This window comes from Sporolactobacillus terrae DSM 11697 (assembly GCF_000648615.1).
GTDB lineage: Bacteria > Bacillota > Bacilli > Bacillales > Sporolactobacillaceae > Sporolactobacillus > Sporolactobacillus terrae.
In genome coordinates this window covers 1-18,331 of sequence record NZ_JFZC01000051.1, presented here as the reverse complement: position 1 = coordinate 18,331, position 18,331 = coordinate 1, and the positions used below count along the sequence as shown (strand labels likewise).

Sequence of the window (18,331 nt, the reverse complement as noted above, 5' to 3'; positions counted from 1 at the left end):
GTGCGATCCTGCAGGCGTCAGAGTACCCCCGCTTTGATTCTCGGTCAAGACATGGGTCTACTGGCTTGAAGACGGGGCAAAGCCTCACACTTACTTATTCTGAAAAAAAGGATACGTTTAACACGTATCCTCAAAAAAGTATAACAAATTAGGGGGTACTGCTTTTGTGGATAATGCAAATCATCTACAAAAAGCGTACTTATATGAAACAGCCGTATTAGAACGAATCATTCTGATACAGACGTGTCTCCGCAAGTTTCAGTTGTTTTGCAACCTGGTGCGGTGCGGTTCCGCCTTCGCTTTCGCGCGCGCGCATGACATTCTCAGGAAGCAGTGCATCAAAAATATCTTGTTCAAAGAGCGGACTGAATTGCTTGTATTCACTCAGCTCAAGATCCAGCAGATATTTCTTGTGTTCAATTGCATAAAGAACCATCTTTCCGGTGACCGCATGTGCTTCGCGGAACGGCAGACCTTTTTTTGCGAGATAATCGGCAATGTCGGTTGCATTTGAGAAATCTTTTTCAACCGCATGACGCATCCGATCTTTCTTAACGGTCATCGTCTCAAGAATCGGCGCAAGTAATTTCAGTGCGCCTTCCAATGTTTTGACCGTGTCAAAAATGCCTTCTTTGTCCTCCTGCATATCCTTATTGTAGGCAAGTGGAAGCCCTTTAAGCACAGTCAGCAGCCCGACCAAATGACCGAACACGCGTCCCGTTTTGCCGCGCAGCAATTCGGAAACATCCGGATTTTTCTTTTGCGGCATGATGCTGGATCCGGTGCAGAAGGCATCATCCAGCTCAATGAACTGAAATTCCTGACTGCTCCACAGAACCATTTCTTCTGATAATCGTGAAAGGTGCACCATGATCAGTGAACAGTCTGCGAGTGCTTCGACAACAAAGTCGCGATCACTCACTGCGTCTAAGCTGTTTGGATAAACGTCGGCAAAGTCGAGCAGTTCAGCCACACGGCGGCGATTAATCGGGAACGTTGTCCCAGCCAGCGCACCGGCTCCGAGCGGCAGAACATTGATCCGTTTCTCACTGTCCTGAAGGCGCGATTTGTCGCGTTCAAACATCCAAAAGTACGCAAGCAAATGGTGCGCGAATGAGATCGGCTGTGCCCGCTGCAGATGTGTGTATCCGGGTAGAATGGTATCCACATTGGCTTTTGCCTGTTCAAGCAGTGCATGCTGCACGTCTTCAAGAAGATCAATCAGCACTTTGGTCTTCTTCCGCATGTACAGGTGCATATCCGTTGCCACCTGATCATTGCGGCTTCTTCCAGTGTGAAGCTTTCCGCCAACCGGGCCAATCTCGTCAATGAGCATCTTTTCGATGTTCATATGAATATCTTCCATATCGGTAGAAAAATGCGCGTCGCCTTTTTCTATTTTTTTCAGAATTGATGTCAGACCTTGTTGAATCGTCTTCGCCTCTTCCTCGGAGACAATGCCGCATTCGCCAAGCATCTGAACATGAGCCAAGCTGCCCTCAATATCTTCTTTTGCTAGTTCCTGATCATATGAGATCGATGCCGTATAGTCATCAACAAGCTTGTTAGTTGATTTCGTAAACCGGCCGCCCCAAAGCTTCGCCATGATCTGCCTCCGTTCCTTTCTTGTGCACTTCTGCATTCACTTTCGTCGGCAGTCCCCACAGTTTGATGAAGCCGACCGCAGCATTGTGGTCGAACGCATCACCAGTCGTATAGGTTGCCAGTTTTTCATTATAAAGGCTGTTGTCCGATGCGCGTCCTACAACGTCGTGATTTCCTTTGAAAAGTTTCACGCGAACTTTGCCGGAAACCACTTGCTGTGTTTGTTCCACAAAAGCCATCAGTGCTTCTCGGATTGGCGAGTACCAAAGTCCGTCATAGATTACCTGTGAAATTTCTTTGTCGACCAACGGTTTAAATTTCGAGACTTCTTTTGTCAGCGTAATCGTTTCGAGTGCCTTGTGCGCGTTGATTAAGATGACGCCTGCAGGGCTTTCGTACACTTCACGTGATTTGATGCCGACAAGACGGTTTTCAATATGATCAATCCGCCCAACACCATGTAATCCGCCCATTGCATTCAGTTCTTTAATAATTTCAATGAAAGGCTTTTTCTCGCTGTTTAAGGCACAAGGAATCCCTTTTTCAAAGTCAATTTCAACATATTGCGGCGTATCCGGTGTTTTTTCAATGGGATTCGTCCAGGCAAATGCCGCTTCCGGTGCTTCATTCCATGGATTTTCCAGAACACCGGCTTCACATGCACGTCCCCAAATGTTCGCATCGATTGAGAACGGGTTGTCAAGGTCAACCGGAATCGGAATCCCTTTCTTTGCCGCGTATTTGATTTCTTCATCGCGTGTCATTCCCCATTCACGAACTGGAGCAACAACCGTCAACGATGGGTCAAGTGCCTGGATGGCGATTTCAAACCGCACCTGGTCATTTCCTTTACCGGTACATCCGTGAGCAACAGCGGTTGCCCCTTCCTTGTGTGCAACATCAACGAGCAGTTTGCCGATCAACGGACGCGATAGTCCGGAGGAAAGCGGATAGACGCCTTCGTACAGCGCATTTGCTTGAAGTGCCGGTGCAAGGTAGCCTTCGGCGAGCAGTTCTTTCGCATCGACAACATAGGATTTGATCGCGCCGACATCAAGTGCTTTTTGCTTAATCTTTGCCAGATCTTTCCCCTCTTCGCCAACATCAATACTGAGTGCGATCACGTCGTAATTGTATTTGTCTTGGAGATACTTAATGCAAACCGATGTATCGAGACCTCCGGAATAGGCTAAAACGATTTTTTCTTTTGCCATTGGTAATACCCTCCTAAAAGTTGTCTTTTTTAAGCATCTTTTTCCATCAAACATTTCAGAATTGCCTTATGTGCATGAAGCCGATTTTCCGCTTCATCAAAAACAACGGAATGATCGCCGTCAATGACGCTCTCCATGACTTCTTCGCCGCGGTGAGCCGGCAGACAGTGCATGAAGATATGATCCGGTTTAGCAAGTGAAACAAGCGCATCATCCACTTGGAACCCTTGGAAATCGTGCAGCCGCTTGTCCTTCTCAGCCTCATCGCCCATACTCAGCCATGTGTCGGTGATGACCACATCGCAATCTTTGGCAGCCTCCTGTGGTGAATCCGTTACGGAAATCGCGCAGCCGTTCTTTGCGCCTCTAGCTTTTGCCGCCTCAAAAATAGCTGCATCCGGTTCATAGCCCTTTGGACTTGCAACCGTCATATCCATACCGAATGCCGCAGCACCCTCCATCAGTGAATGGGCCATATTATTGAAGCCATCCCCGATGAAGCATGCCTTGAGTCCGCCGATTTTACCCTTGTGTTCGTAAATCGTCAGCAGATCGGCAATGATCTGCGTCGGGTGATGCGTATCGGTCAATCCATTAATCACCGGAACATCGGCGTTCGCCGCCAGCTCCTCAACCACGTCATGACCGAACGTACGAATCATAATACCGTCGACAAAGCGAGAAAGCACCTTAGCCGTATCGGCAATCGTCTCGCCGCGGCCGATTTGTATGTCTTTACTGCTTAAGTATAATGCAGAACCGCCTAAATGGTACATCCCCACTTCAAACGCAACGCGTGTCCGTGTCGACGCTTTTTCAAAGATCATCGCCAGCGTCTGTCCGTTTAAGAAATGATGCGGAACACCCTGCTTTTGCATCGTCTTCAAGGCAACAGCCGTATTCAAGAAGGTCATCAGTTCATCTTCTGTAAATTCAGCGATCGTAAGAAAATCTCTGCCTGTCAATGTTGCTGCTGTTTCGTTTTCCAAGACATTCACTTCCTCTTATTGATTCGTATAACTGAGATTCCGATATTCATCAAGCGTGTGTACATCCGATGAAATGGCGCACTTTGCTGCATGAAGCGTCGCAACGAATGTGTCGGTGCAGGTATACACAGGCACTTGGTAGCGTAGTGCGAGCGCTCTGATTTGAAAGCCAAACGATTGCCGGTTGCGCCCGGCCGTCGGAATATTGTACACGGCGGACACTTGGCCATTTGCAATCAATTGGGCTGCAGCCTCTGCATCATCATTTACCTCAGCGACCGTCATTCCTGCCTGTCTGTATGCAGCAGCGGTCCCTGGTGTTGCAAAAATCTTGAAGCCGTCTTTAGCAAGCTGGCGGACAACATCGAAACTCTCCTCGCGCTGATTTTCAGTGATGGAGCATAAGATGGCTTTATTCGCGTTGTCCTTTGCAAATGGATTGTCCTCGTTGCATAAGACACCTTTTAGAAATGCCTCGTCAACCGTAGCGCCCATGCCCAGTTGTTCGCCGGTCGATTTCATTTCCGGACCGAGAACAGGATCAACCCCCTGCAATTTCGTAAACGAGAACACCGGTGCCTTCACCGCGTAAAAATCAGGAGATGCACAATAACCATCATCCAAATTCTGATCGCGTAAAAAATGACCGAGTTGAACGCCTACTGCATGCTCAACCATTGGAATACCGGTTACTTTGCTGATGATTGGCACCGTACGTGACGCACGCGGATTCACTTCAAGCACATATACCTTTCCTGAGGCGATCACAAATTGAATGTTAATTAACCCCTTAACATTCAAGCTGCTGCATAGTTTCCGTGTATCTGCTTCAATTTCATCCTTCACTGCTTGGCTAAGGCCGAACGATGGAAAAACTGCGATGCTGTCTCCAGAATGAACACCGGCACGTTCAATATGTTGAAAGATGCCCGGAATTGCCGTGTGCACGCCGTCGCTGATCGCGTCAACTTCGCACTCAATGCCCGGCATGTAACGATCAACCAATAAAGGAAATGACTGCTGCGTCATGTTTCGATCGCTGGTCATATATGCTTCAAGTTCATGCGGATGATGGAACAGGAACATGGATTGACCGCCGATCACGTAGGAAGGCCGGACAAGAATCGGATAGCCGAGCGCTTCGCCTGCTTTTGGAAGATCCTCCATTTTGTGCACCGTCAGTCCCTTGATATGCGGAATGTTCAATGACTGCAGCAGTTCATAAAATTGCTCCCGATCTTCGACGCGGTCGATGCTTTGCGTTGAGGTACCAAGCACTTTAATTCCTGCTTGTTCAAGCGCTTTTGCCACATTCACAGCCGTTTGACCGCCAAATTGAACCAGCGCGCCCTGCACTTTTTCCTTTTCAGCAACATGAAGAATGTCCTCAACGGCAAGCGGATCAAAATACAAGCGATCGGCAATTGAATAATCGGTGCTGACGGTTTCCGGATTATTGTTAATCACAATTGCTTCATAACCGTTCTTCTTCACTGCCATTGTTGCTTGAACCGAGCAATAGTCAAACTCGATTCCTTGCCCGATCCGAATTGGTCCTGATCCGATGATCAGTATCTTCGGCTTATCACTGACCTGTGCCTCATCGGCGCCAAACCATGTCGAGTAATAATAGGGGGTCTGCGCTTCGAATTCACCGGCACATGTGTCCACCAAATGGTAAGATACCGAAAGTCCGGCTGCGCGAACACGTTTGGAAATATCCTCCACCGGGGCATTCAGCAGATCAGCCAAACGCTGGTTGCCGATATTCAGCCACTTCGCCCGCTGCCATATCTCATCGCTCAGCTCCGTTAGAGTCTTCCCTTTCATCGCTTCTTCAAAAACAACGATTCCATGAATTGCGTTGAGGAACCAAGGATCAATCGCCGTCATTTCCCACAAAGCGTCGACCGTCCGTCCTCTTCGGAATAATTCGCTGATCGCAAACAGCCGCAAATCGGTTGCCTGCTTCATACTGTTTTCCAATACAGCGTCTGAAAGAACCGTGAACGCCTTATTCTCGAGACCGGAAAAGCCCATTTCCAAAGAACGTACACCTTTATTCAATGCGCCCTCAAAGGTACGGTCAATCGCCATCACCTCACCGGTTGCTTTCATCTGAGTCCCCAAGCTTCGATCCGCTTCGGTAAACTTATCAAAGGGGAAGCGCGGCAGCTTGACAACAATATAATCGATCGCCGGTTCAAACGATGCATACGTGGTCCCGGTAATCGGGTTCAAAATTTCATCAAGATGGAAGCCGACCGCACACTTCGCTGCGACGCGTGCGATTGGATAACCGGTCGCTTTCGATGCCAACGCGGATGATCGGCTCACACGCGGGTTGACTTCAATAATCGCATACTCGTTAGAACGGGGATTCAACGCGAACTGAATGTTGCATCCGCCGACAATTTTTAAAGCACGGATAATTTTCAGCGATGCGTTGCGCAGCATTTGATAGTTCGCATCCGAGAGCGTCTGTGACGGAGCAACAACGATACTGTCTCCTGTATGTACGCCCACAGGATCCATATTCTCCATGTTACAGACAATCATGCATGTATCATTGGCATCGCGCATCACTTCATACTCAATTTCTTTCCAGCCTTTAATGCTCTTTTCAATGAGAACCTCATGAATCGGACTGAGCTTGAGTCCACGATGAAGCACAAGATCAAGTTCGTGTTCGTTATAAGCAAAACCTCCGCCAGAGCCGCCTAAAGTATAAGCAGGGCGGATGATCACCGGGTAGCCGATTTCATTAACGAACGCGAGGCCGTCTTCGTAAGAACGAATGATCTTGGACTCAGGAATCGGTTCCTTGATTTTCAGCATTAAATCTTTGAACAGCTCACGGTCTTCTCCATGCTGAATGGAGTCCACAGAGGTTCCGAGCAATTCCACATGATAGTTTGCAAGAATCCCTTGATTATAAAGAGAAACAGCTAGATTCAATCCTGTTTGTCCGCCAAGTGTGCCAATCAGTCCATCCGGGCGTTCCTTGGCAATAATTTTTTCAATCGCAGCAAGCGTCAATGGCTCAATATAGGTTCGATCAGCGATCTGATCATCCGTCATAATTGTTGCCGGGTTGTTATTAATCAGTACAACCTCAATGTCTTCTTCTTTCAGTGCGAGACAGGCCTGTGTACCGGCATAATCAAATTCCGCTGCTTGACCGATTACAATCGGTCCGGACCCAATAACCAGCACTTTTTTAATGTCAGTACGTAACGGCATGATTTGCTTCACCCTTGCTTTGTTTCATCATATGAATAAATTTTGTAAACGTTGGATGGGTATCATCCGGACCGGGGTGGGCTTCCGGATGAAACTGAACCGTTTCAATCGGAAGCTGATGATGCGTCAATCCCTCAACCGATCCATCATTAACATTCAGATAACTAATCGAAAATTGCTTTTGATCAACACTGTCTTTCTCAACAACATAGCTGTGATTCTGTGAGGTCATCCATACCTTTCCGGTCGCAAGCGCCTTGACCGGATGATTGGCACCGCGGTGACCAAAAAGCAGCTTGCCCGTGCTCGCTCCATACGCCAGCGCGATCAATTGGTGGCCAAGGCAAATCCCCAATGTTGGATAAGCCGATGTGATCTTCTTGATTTCCCCAAACAGCGGCTGCAATTGAATCGGGTCTCCAGGTCCGTTGCTGAGCATCACGCCATCCGGTTGGAGAGATTTCACCGTTTCTGCATCCGTATTGTATGGAACAACCGTGACCTTGCATCCTTCAGCCAGAAGCGCTTGAAGCATCGATTTCTTATACCCGTAATCCATTAAAACGACATGAGGTCCGTTTCCTTCATAAACCGTCGTTTTTGTTGAGGATACTTTCGCAACCATATCTGTTGGCAGCGGCTGCCCCCAATCAATTGATGCAGCATCAGGAAGATCACTGATGACTGCCTTCATCGTACCGCTTCGGCGAACGGCTTTCACGACGGCTCGTGTATCAATATTAGCAAGACCCGGAACTCCTGAGCGTTTCAGCCACTGATCCACATTCATCACCGACTGATAATGGCTGGGCACATTGCAAAGATTGCTGAACAACACCGCTTGCATTTCAATGCGTGCATGCTCATTATCGTAAAGATTAATTCCATAGTTGCCGATCAGTGGATAGCAGAATGTCATGATCTGTCCGGCGTACGAGGGATCGGTCATAATCTCTTGATATCCGGTCATGCTCGTGTTAAAGACCAATTCGCCCATCACGCTGGAAGAAGCACCGACGCGCACACCTTGAAAAACTTGGCCCGACTCCAGAAGCAAATATCCCTTTTTCATGATCAGCAGACCCCCATCTTTATCGTTCTTTTAAAACCGCATCAAAGGCAGCAATAAATGCGTCAATCTCCGTTTCATCGGTCACAAGCGGCGGCAGAATTCGCAAAACATACTTTCCTGCCGTTAGGATCAGTACATGATGTTTCTCTCTCAATTCATTAACCAGATCGATCGCCGGAGCTTTTGTCTCAACACCGATCAGCAGACCCAGACCGCGAATTGCCGTCAGCTGTTTCGGATAGCTTTCTTTCAGTGCCGTCAATTTTTCATGGAAATAGGCGGCATTGCTTGTACATTGTGCCAAGACATCCTGTTGATCAAATACCTGAATCGTGGCTACTCCGGCAGCTGTGGCGAACGGATTTCCACCGAAGGTTGATCCGTGGCTGCCCGGCGTCATCAGTTTGGAAATCTCTTTTTTCGCCATGAATGCGCCGATCGGGATGCCTGATCCAAGTGCTTTAGCTGCCGTTAGAATATCCGGTTCAATACCGTATTGTTCATAGGCGAACAGGGTGCCGGTACGGCCCATGCCTGTTTGTACTTCATCAACGATCATCGGAATGCCTTTTTCCGCGCAAATGGCTGAAAGCTGCTGTACCCATGTTTTATCCGCCGGAATGACGCCGCCTTCACCTTGAACCATTTCCAGCATGACCGCAATGCATTGATCATCCGAGGCAATGTCTGCTACAGAATCTTTACTATTATAAGGAAGATACTTAAACCCAGGAACGACCGGGCCATAACCACTTTGGATCTTCTCCTGCGCGGTGGCTGCCATGGTTGCCAGCGTCCGGCCGTGAAATGAATGGTTGAACGTGATAATATGCCCTTCCGGCTTATTCAGTACGGAAGCCGCATAGCGACGGGCCAGTTTTATCGCGCCTTCATTGGCTTCTGCGCCGCTGTTGCAAAAAAATACTTGATCACAGCAGGTTCGTTCTGTTAGCATTTTTGCCAGTTTCTCCTGTGGCCCGATGTGGTAGAGATTCGAACAATGCCATAGAAGTCCGAGCTGTTTCTTCAATGCTGCCTCAACGGCATCCGGGACATGACCAAGTGCAAGAACGGCGATCCCAGCCGTAAAGTCAAGATATTTTGTTCCTTCAGTATCCCAAACATAGCTGCCCTTGCCCTTTTCAAGCGTGATGGGAAAACGTCCGTATGCTGACATGACCGGTGCGAGCGTTTCTTCTGATTTTGTGTTAAGCATGAAGGATTTCCTCCTCAAGGAATATTTTTGTACCGACTTCAACGCCATTCGTATAATCAATCAAACAATCCGGCATCATCCCGTTCACGATGACGACTTCTTTAACGTTCTTCTTTAAGCTGTCAACGGCTGCTTTTGCTTTTGGAATCATCCCGCCGCTGATCTTCTTTAATTCGATCATTTGTTCAATTTCCAGATTTGAGACTTGTTTCAAGGGGGTCAATGCTCCATCCTTTTCAACAAGAATTCCGGGAACATCACTGATAAAGCACAATTTTCCATTCAACGCGACGGCTAAACTGGCAGCTGCCTGATCCGCATTAATATTCAGATGCTGTCCGTGCTCATCCATTGAAATCGGTGAAACCACGGGAATAAATCCTTGACCGGCAAGGCTGCGGATCAACCCGGCATCCACCGATGTAATCTCACCAACATAGCCAAGTTTGGCAAGTGACGTTGGCTTTGCCAGAAACAAGCCGCCGTCAACCCCGCTCAGACCAACGGCCTTCCCGCCCGAAGCGGCAATTTTGGAAACAATCTGTTTGTTCATGGTTCCGCTGAGTACCATTTCAGCGACATCGAGTACTTCCTGCGTCGTAACCCGAAGTCCGTGATGAAAAACGGTCGGTATTTCCATCTTATCCAGCATTTGTGAGATGGCCGGCCCGCCGCCATGCACGATGACCGGTTGCCATTTGCCACTCTCTTGAATGATTTGTAGGCTTTTAAAAAATTCAGGAGTGAGTTTATCAAAAACGCTTCCCCCGCATTTAATCACCAGATAGTGAGTCATGGTTTTCCCTCCTTACGTTTTTCACGAACGGTACGACGCATTTATTTTTACATAGTCATAAGTTAAATCGCAGCCCCAGGCAACCGCACTGCCGTTTCCTTCACCAAGGGACGCTTTGATCACGATACTGTTTTTATTTAAAGCGTTCTTCGCTTGTTCTTCATCAAAAGGGGCGGGAACGCCGTGCTCGAAAAGGACAAGGTCGCCCAGTTTCAATGTGACGTGATTGGGATCAAACGCTTCGCCGCTGTAGCCCATGGCACAGACGATTCTGCCCCAATTCGCATCGCTGCCGAACACCGCCGTTTTCACAAGACTTGAACCGACAATCGTCTTAGAGATCACTTCAGCCGACTGATCATCTTTAGCACCGGTTACCTGAACCTCAATCAGCTTGGTTGCCCCTTCGCCGTCACCGGCAATAAACTTCGCAAGTCCCTGACAAACGGCCTTAAGTCCTTTAAGAAAGACGAGCCATTCCGGATGCTGCGCGCTGAGCGGCTGATTTTCAGCCTGCCCGTTTGCCAGAAGCAGCACCATGTCGTTGGTACTGGTATCTCCATCAACCGTAATTCGATTAAACGTTTTATCAACGATCGTCTTTAACGCTTGACTGAGCGCGTCCGGGGCAACAGTCGCATCTGTCGTGACAAAGCCAAGCATCGTTGCCATATTCGGATGAATCATTCCAGATCCTTTGCACGCCCCGCCGATCGTCACCGGTTTGCCGTCAATTTCAAATGTAACCGCCAAATGTTTCGTTTTTGTATCGGTTGTAAGAATTGCTTCTTCAAACGGTGCTTCGCTTCCAGACAAGTCAATGGCGGCAATGCCTTTTTTTATCTTTTCCATCGGCAGCTGCATGCCGATCACACCGGTTGAGGCAACCCCGACAAGATGATCGGTGATGCCTAAATGCTGCGCCAACCATTGTCGGGTGACACGCGCATTTTCCAAACCCCGCTGACCGGTACATGAGTTTGCGCTGACCGTGTTAACGAGCACCGCTTGCAGTTTCTTCTCTTCAGCAATGCTCTCTTGTGTCACCTGAAGCGGCGCGGCTTGAAACACGTTAGTTGTATATACACCCGCTGCCGCTGCCGGGACCTCGGAATAAATCCAGCCAAGATCCGGTTTTTTCGTACGTAGTCCGATATGCATGCCGCCGGTTTTAAAGCCCTTTGCACTGCCGACGCTTCCGTTTTCTATATAAGTAATTGCTGGTTTTTGGTCTAATTTTTCCATTGAACTCGCCCTTTCACGGATAGATCGGGGTGAACGTAAGGCCTGTTTGTTCATCCCAGCCCTTGATAATGTTTAAATTTTGTACCGCCTGACCGGCCGCGCCTTTCACTACATTGTCGATTACCGAGACAATGGTTAGCCGCCTCGTTCGTCCATCAACATTTAAACCAATATCACAGAAGTTTGAGCCAAGTACTTCCTTTGTTGCCGGCCAAGTCCCAAGCGGCCTGATCCGCACAAAGGGCGATTTCTTATAAAACGTTTCATAGTGTTCCAAAAGTTCACGCGTTGAAAAGCCTTGTTTCAGGTTTGCGTAGGTGGTGCAGAGCAAACCGCGTGTCATCGGAATCAGATGCGGGTGAAACGTGATCGCCGTTTTTTGACCACTGATTTCTTCAATCATTTGTTCAATCTCCGGCGTGTGCTGATGGTGATCTAACTTATAAGCCTTGACACTTTCATTCACTTCACCGAATAAATTACCGATCACTGCTTTCTTTCCGGAACCGGAAACCCCGGATTTACCGTCGACAATAATTGAATTCAACTCGATCATGTCATGTTTCAATACCGGAGCAAGCCCCAGCAGCGTGGCTGTTGGATAGCATCCCGGATTTGAGAGTAAAGATGCCCCCTCGATCTGCTCCCGATTAAGCTCCGATAAGCCGTAAACCGCATCGCTGAGCAGAGCGGCGTCAGCAGGATCCTTTTTGTACCATTCGGCATAGTCCTGCGGATTCTTCAAGCGGAAATCTCCGGAAAGATCAATGCAAATCAGACCGCGCTTCAGACATTCAGGCAGCAAATCCTTGCTGACACCGGCAGGCGTTGCAAAAAAAACAACATCGGTTCGCGCCGCCAGTTCATCCGCATCAAATGCCTCGAGCCTTCGCTCCACAATCCCGCCGAGATGGGGGTAGATGCTTTGGATCTCCATGCCGCTAGTAGAATGAGCGACCAGCATCTCTATTTTGATTTGCGGATGATTCAACAACAGGCGGATCAATTCCACTCCGCTGTATCCATTTGCGCCAACAATACCTGCCTTCACCTGTAAAGCCTCCAATAATCCAATGTTTTTCATTCACTAATTCGTTAAAACTTCAGAGTAGTAAACTGTAAAAGTAGTACACAATCACCGTGCACGGGGGCCTGCGGAAAAAAATAAAACGCCCGCCTCTTTTCTTTAGAAAAGAGACGAGCGTTGATCACAATACCCGCGGTACCACTCTAGTTATTCCCATACGTTTTACTTGAAAGTGTAAAACAAGGAATCTGCTTAAGACTCTGTAACGGGAGTTCCCGGAAAATCCTACTCATTTCAGATTTTCACCTTCGAAGTGCGGTTCGCAATTTCGCCTGTGCCGGCTCCCATCATCCCGGCTTGCTGGTGCAGCGCTCCATTGTTACTCTCTTCTTCATTGGTTTTCTTCAATCAATTGTTAGACATTTCTAACTCGTGTGATACTCATTATACATTGCTCACCGAATTAGTCAACCCATATTTTAAAATATGTTTTTTATTTATGCGGGTCTGATTATACTTCAATTAATCGATTCATAAAAAAATTGTTTAGAAGTACGGATTCTGTATTTCTCGACGAACAGCTATAAGGATGCAAAGCGTGAATATGCTATAATAAGAGGGCTTGTTTGACAAACGAAACGAATACCGATTTAAGGCTGGTGAATTTTTTGATTCAACTATTCATTGCGGTCATTCTCGGAGCCGTAGAAGGATTAACCGAATTTGCGCCTGTTTCCTCAACGGGGCATCTTATATTGGCTGCCGATCTACTCAATTTTAAAGGCGAGACGGCCAAAACGTTTGAGGTCATCATTCAATTAGGCTCCATCATGGCTGTTGTCGTCCTCTATTGGAAACGATTGTGGAGTCTGTTCGGATTTTATCGAAATGAGCCAAAAACCGGCCCCGAAAATTTGAATTTAATCCACATCATTGTTGCTGGAATTCCTGCAGGTATCCTCGGCTTTCTTTTGCGTGATTTTATTAAAAATGTTCTCTTTTCGCCGCAGAGCGTACTCATCGCACTGGTTGTTGGCGGTATTCTAATGATTATTGCAGAAAAGATTGCTGCCGGTCGTGGCGGCAGAGGAACAAAAGAGCTGTCTTACGCGCAAGCCTTTGTCATTGGTCTGTTCCAATGTCTGTCACTCTGGTCCGGATTTTCCCGTTCCGGTTCCACGATTGCCGGGGGGATTATTGCCGGGGTAGAACGCAAAACTGCAGCAGAATTCTCCTTCATTTTGGCTGTTCCGATGATGATTGGAGCAAGCGGATTAGACTTTTACAAAAGTCTTGATTTTCTGTCGGCAAGTGACATCCCGCTCTTTGTTGTTGGTTTTCTAACCGCATTTGTCGTCGCGATGCTTGCCATTCTCTTCTTTATGAAACTGTTACGCCGCTACACGCTTGTACCGTTTGCGGTCTATCGTTTTATTCTTGCTGCTGTTTTCGCCCTGTTTATCATTTTCTGAGTACGCATCACGATGATTTTATCAAGTCCTTTCTATGCGATGTGCCGCATCTTCAGCGGAACATCGCATTTTTGCATTAAAGCAAGTCCTTTTAAGCAGATTTTCTACTCCTATTATTTCTTCCGATTGACCCAGTTTCCACAGAATTTTTGCGAATAGGTTAACGGTGTTTCGTTGATCAATCGTTCCATTTATAAGGATAGAAGCGCCATGACATGTATTAAGGTACCTGATGAGCTTTCTATTGACGGCGCAGATCTCATTGATGACTGCTTTGGCAGAATGCGCGTCGGAGTGGGGTCTATGCGCGTTCGTGCAGCATCTTCTTAAACCACCTGCTCGTGTCTTCTCTGTGCTGAATCGTCGCTTCGGTTACTCGCTTGCCGCAGGCGCCCGAGCATCTGCGCGTTTGACGCACTGTCTTTTGCGTGACCAAAAACACATCCTTTTTCACCTGTAAAAAACAGCTGACTGCTGTCGCGATGCATCAAAGCGTACCCTAATCATGGCCACCGTACCAACAACTCGTGACTGAGAAGAGGGCAAAAGTTATGGAAAAACTGAAACTTGCGAAGGCTATACATAACAAACGTTTGCTCGTGAAATTATTCAGTATCGCTTTCTTTGTTAGTTTTCTCGTCGTTCTTTTTTCAAGCTTCGCCTATCCATTTGATTATCTTCAAAAGCACGGCTATATTGGTCCCATATTGTCACTGGGTCTTTTCGCAATGATTGTGCTTCTGTTTTATCTCGCATTCTACCGTTGGCTTTCGCGCTTTAATGACCGGCATATTCGTATGATCAGTACGCTGATTGGCGTCATCATGCTTGGCTTTGTTACATTTCTGATCATTGGCTTTCATGCGGTTCTCCCACCGCTCATTGACGGGGGGCACACCTATGCCGAATCGCTGTATTTGCTTGCGCATGGGCATGCGTCCGATACACTCTACTTTAAGGTCTATCCAAACAACATTCCCATAACGCTACTGCGTTTTCTTCTGTATAAGTTTGCCGGTCTGTTCCACATCTCAAGTTATATGGGGATTGACCGCTCATTCTGCGCCATCATGCTTGGCATCAGTATTTTTGCAGGATGGCAGCTTGTTCGGGATTGGATTGACGAACGGGCGGCCTGTTTGTATCTGTTGATCCATCTGACTTGTCTGCCGCTATTTTTTTATACGCTATACTTCTATACAGATACTGCAATTATCGCATTCCCTGTTCTGATGCTCTATTTCTGGCATCGTTACGCGCAGTCAAGTAAACTTCGCTTTATCATGATCCTCGGAGTGTTTCTCGGTATTGGCCAGCTGATCCGTCCGAATCTGATTCTGTTTCTACCGGCACTTTCCATTTACATGTTCTTTGTCTTGAACTGGAAGAAAGTGCTTCTTAATTTAGCGGTCATCGGTGTCCTGCTGGCAGGATCAAGCTATTCGTTTCAAACCGTTGCGCAGCAATTTGGCTATCAAAATGACCCTAATCTGTCAATGCCAAGTGTGCATTGGATCATGCTCGGTCTGTCAAAAGACGGTTCATATAATCGCAGCGACTATGATTTTACGCGATCACAGCCGAATCAAGCCGCAAAAAAACGCGCCGACTGGCAGCAGATTAAAGCGCGCATCGAGAACAATCCCTTTCCAGGGCTTTTGCGGCTTTGGATGATCAAAGCGTTCCGAACATGGGGAGAAGGCGCGCACGGCTATGATTGGTACACACATCTCTCGAGTCATCCAACTGAAGTTTACCAATATCTCTTTAATCATAACAAGCAACTGACACTGATAATCGTGCAAGTGTTTCATATCGCTGCACTCGTTCTGCTGCTGCTTTCAGCTTGCCATACGTTCCGTTTGAAAAAACCTGCGCTTGGTCTATTGATTCAGATCACTTTATTCGGAAACTTTCTTTTTTACACCTTTATCTGGGAGGCGGAACCGCGTTACAGTCTGCTTTTTACACCGTTTCTCTTAATTGGTGCCGTTCTGGGGCTAACGGAGCTGGAGCAGCTTCGAGCTACAGTTCAATCGGCAACGGGTCGCAAACTGAATGTAATCCGGTTACCACTGATCTTTGGATTAGCTGCCGCTGTCGTTGTCTGTGGCGCTTCTGGAGCCGGAATTTATTTGAATCCTAAGTTGCCGCAGCGCCACTATCTTGTGGATCAACCGTTTGCAAGCGCTAAGCAAACCGTGCCTCTCGATGCCAAGCATTCAATCACTCAGACATTTCATGCGCCGACCCGTTTCAATCGTATATCAATGGGTGTCGCTAGCCAGAGCGGAAAAGGCAGCTATCACTTTTCACTGGTCAATCTCCGCTCTCAGCAAACCGAATATGCGCGCAGGTTTGCACCGGATCATGGGCACGGGCCGATAACATTTGCGTTTCCCCCGATCGACGGAAACACGCATTTTCTTCTTAAAATACGTCAATTAAGCGGCAATGACGACGCACGACTTGAGCTGTTCATTAACGGTCATCGCCATGGATTTGAACAACGTGATGCCTATCCAGGAGGAGCATTGTCCCTAAATGGCATGAAAGAGGTCCGAAAAGATCTTCAGTTCAGCGTCTATGAGCAAACCCCCGGTCCCTTCATCAACCCATTTATTTATGTCTTATTGATGACCGTGCCGCTTTCGATGCTAACTGCATACGCTGCAATCGGTTCAGCGAATGAATCCCAAAGACGCAAACGACAAAATCGATTGGCATCACGAAGCAAAACCCAAGATTTCAATGAATAGAATCGTTCCATGCAGCCAATAGCAGCTGGCGATCACAGAGAAATAGCCGATGCGTAGCAGAACGCGCATCGGCTATTCGAATTGCATGCTGTTTTTTTACAAGTAAAACAAGCAATGGCCCGTTGCGACCGGCTCTTTTTTCACTTGCTGCACGCGATGCTATAGAAAACCCCCTTGGAGTCGAGATATCGCCATTCAACGCCAAGGGGTAAAAAAAGGTTATTTCTTCTATTGAGCTTCGCTTAGTTACCATACTCCGGAACATCAAAAATCAAACTGTATTTGGCGGCCATTCGATACAGATTATCAATCATCGGTGTTTGTTTCACCGCCCAGCCGACATCTGTCGCATATTGATGTGCCGCGTCGCCAATGACCAGCGCTTCGGGATTCCAGCGCATTTTATAGAGTGTATCTTGACGATACGTTTGATTATAAATGTAATAGTTTGCAATCCATGCTGCTCCGCCTTGAATCGCCTTTTCCGGAGTCGTCCACCCTTGATTGTAGGCATAAGCAGCGCCGCTGGATACGGCACTGCCATCGTAGGCACCAATTCCAAACATGTTGTAGACCGTTTTGCCGTTATACTCCACGCCCTTGGCAAGTGTCGAGGAACCATTTCCTGTCTCAAGCAAGGCGTGAGAGACGAGGTAAATTTCATTCACTTGATATTTCTTAGCTGCATCAATGAATGCTTGCCCTTTACCAGAAAGAATCCCTTTTCCCTGAAGCATCGTATCCATATCGCTCAAGGACACACTCGCCAATGAAGATAATTGCAGAAATTGATAGTAATCAATGCTGCCCTTTGTAAAATTATTTGGATTTAAATAGTAGGCAAGTGAGGAACTATTATTTACTTTTTCTTCCTTTGCTAATGCTTGTCCGAATGAAACCGAGTACTTTGTGGTGATATACGCGGTGTTGCCATCCTGAATGGTTGAGGTGGTTTCATCCTTCAAAAAGTCGCCACAGATGTAACCATCCTTGCCATTATAGCTTACCTTAATCCATCCGTCCGCTCCTTGGGCGAGAATTTCTACTTTCGTTCCGGCTTGGAGGACACCGTAGCTTTGATACGTTTTCCCCGGACCTTGGCGAAAATGGACACCTGTCGTCGTTAAACCATAGCTTGTTGATGAGCCGTTCTCTGATGATCCCGATTCATTAGACGATTGATTTGACGAATCGTCGGCAGATGTGTCGTCGGATGGCTGTTCGACAAACTCTGCGGACACATAGCCAGTGCCGCCGTTGTACTTGATCTTCAGCCAACCGCCCGCTTCGCTCACAACGTCGACGCTGCTTCCTTTTTTCAGCGTTGTCAGGATCTTGTTCGACGTGCCGGCTCCTGAGCGCACGTTCAGGTTCGCTGTTGTTTTGCCCGTGTACTTCACTGGTTCGCTGTTTGATTCACCCGTGTTGCTCGAGCCGGGCTTGCTTACAAACTCTGCGGACACATAGCCAGTGCCGCCATTGTACTTGATCTTCAGCCAACCGCCTGTTTCGCTCACTACGTCGACGCGGCTTCCTTTTTTCAGCGTTGTCAGGATCTTGTTCGACGTGCCTGCCCCTGAGCGCACGTTCAGGTTCGCTGTGGTTGTGCCTGTATACTTCACCGGTTCGCCGTTTGATTCGCCCGTGTTGCTCGAGCCGGGCTTGTCCACAAACTCTGCGGACACATAACCGC

Annotated in this window: 12 protein-coding genes and 1 other annotated feature; of the genes, 2 read left to right on the top strand and 10 right to left on the bottom strand. The window is 47.7% G+C overall.

The genetic code is table 11. The features are described 5' to 3' along the window. Positions 1-217: 217 nt before the first annotated feature. From argH to argC, 9 genes are read right to left on the bottom strand one after another with little or no spacing between them, the layout of a single operon-like run. The gene (argH, locus tag AA84_RS0110820; RefSeq protein WP_028977217.1) at positions 218-1,606 is read right to left on the bottom strand and encodes an argininosuccinate lyase; all 1,389 of its coding nucleotides are present in this window, start codon (positions 1,604-1,606) and stop codon (positions 218-220) included. Further along, a complete protein-coding gene (locus tag AA84_RS0110815; RefSeq protein WP_028977216.1) occupies positions 1,566-2,819 on the bottom strand; it encodes an argininosuccinate synthase in 1,254 nt (417 codons plus the stop codon). The genes argH and AA84_RS0110815 overlap by 41 nt, the downstream gene beginning before the upstream one ends. A gap of 29 nt (positions 2,820-2,848) precedes the next feature. Next, positions 2,849-3,808, bottom strand: a complete 960-nt coding sequence (gene argF, locus AA84_RS0110810; protein ID WP_028977215.1) for an ornithine carbamoyltransferase — start codon at positions 3,806-3,808, stop codon at positions 2,849-2,851. A 15-nt stretch (positions 3,809-3,823) separates the two neighbouring features. Then, the gene (gene carB / locus AA84_RS0110805) at positions 3,824-7,051 is read right to left on the bottom strand and encodes a carbamoyl-phosphate synthase (glutamine-hydrolyzing) large subunit (RefSeq protein ID WP_028977214.1); all 3,228 of its coding nucleotides are present in this window, start codon (positions 7,049-7,051) and stop codon (positions 3,824-3,826) included. Then, positions 7,035-8,123: a carbamoyl phosphate synthase small subunit gene (locus tag AA84_RS0110800; RefSeq protein ID WP_028977213.1), complete on the bottom strand. Its 1,089-nt coding sequence runs from the start codon at positions 8,121-8,123 to the stop codon at positions 7,035-7,037. Before AA84_RS0110800 ends, carB begins: the two co-directional genes overlap by 17 nt. A 19-nt stretch (positions 8,124-8,142) precedes the next feature. Further along, positions 8,143-9,339, bottom strand: a complete 1,197-nt coding sequence (locus AA84_RS0110795; RefSeq protein WP_028977212.1) for an aspartate aminotransferase family protein — start codon at positions 9,337-9,339, stop codon at positions 8,143-8,145. After that, positions 9,332-10,135: an acetylglutamate kinase gene (gene argB / locus AA84_RS0110790; protein ID WP_028977211.1), complete on the bottom strand. Its 804-nt coding sequence runs from the start codon at positions 10,133-10,135 to the stop codon at positions 9,332-9,334. Before argB ends, AA84_RS0110795 begins: the two co-directional genes overlap by 8 nt. A 21-nt stretch (positions 10,136-10,156) precedes the next feature. Next, positions 10,157-11,380 carry a bifunctional ornithine acetyltransferase/N-acetylglutamate synthase gene (gene argJ / locus AA84_RS0110785; RefSeq protein WP_028977210.1) on the bottom strand — a complete coding sequence of 408 codons (1,224 nt, stop codon included), beginning with the start codon at positions 11,378-11,380 and terminating at the stop codon, positions 10,157-10,159. 13 nt (positions 11,381-11,393) lie between these two features. Beyond that, positions 11,394-12,431 carry an N-acetyl-gamma-glutamyl-phosphate reductase gene (gene argC, locus AA84_RS0110780; RefSeq protein ID WP_028977209.1) on the bottom strand — a complete coding sequence of 346 codons (1,038 nt, stop codon included), beginning with the start codon at positions 12,429-12,431 and terminating at the stop codon, positions 11,394-11,396. Positions 12,432-12,570: 139 nt separating this feature from the next. Then, positions 12,571-12,811 (bottom strand) — a binding site (T-box leader). A gap of 264 nt (positions 12,812-13,075) precedes the next feature. On the opposite strand from argC, the gene bacA reads away from it, so the two are divergent. Beyond that, on the top strand, positions 13,076-13,879 hold the full coding sequence (bacA, locus tag AA84_RS0110770) for an undecaprenyl-diphosphate phosphatase (RefSeq protein WP_028977208.1): 804 nt from the start codon (positions 13,076-13,078) through the stop codon (positions 13,877-13,879). 551 nt (positions 13,880-14,430) lie between these two features. Beyond that, positions 14,431-16,638: a glycosyltransferase family 39 protein gene (locus tag AA84_RS17675; protein ID WP_051577950.1), complete on the top strand. Its 2,208-nt coding sequence runs from the start codon at positions 14,431-14,433 to the stop codon at positions 16,636-16,638. A gap of 242 nt (positions 16,639-16,880) precedes the next feature. Here AA84_RS17675 and AA84_RS0110750 read toward each other — a convergent pair. After that, a partial coding sequence (locus AA84_RS0110750) for an SH3 domain-containing protein (protein ID WP_028977207.1) occupies positions 16,881-18,331 on the bottom strand: 1,451 nt, incomplete at its 5' end.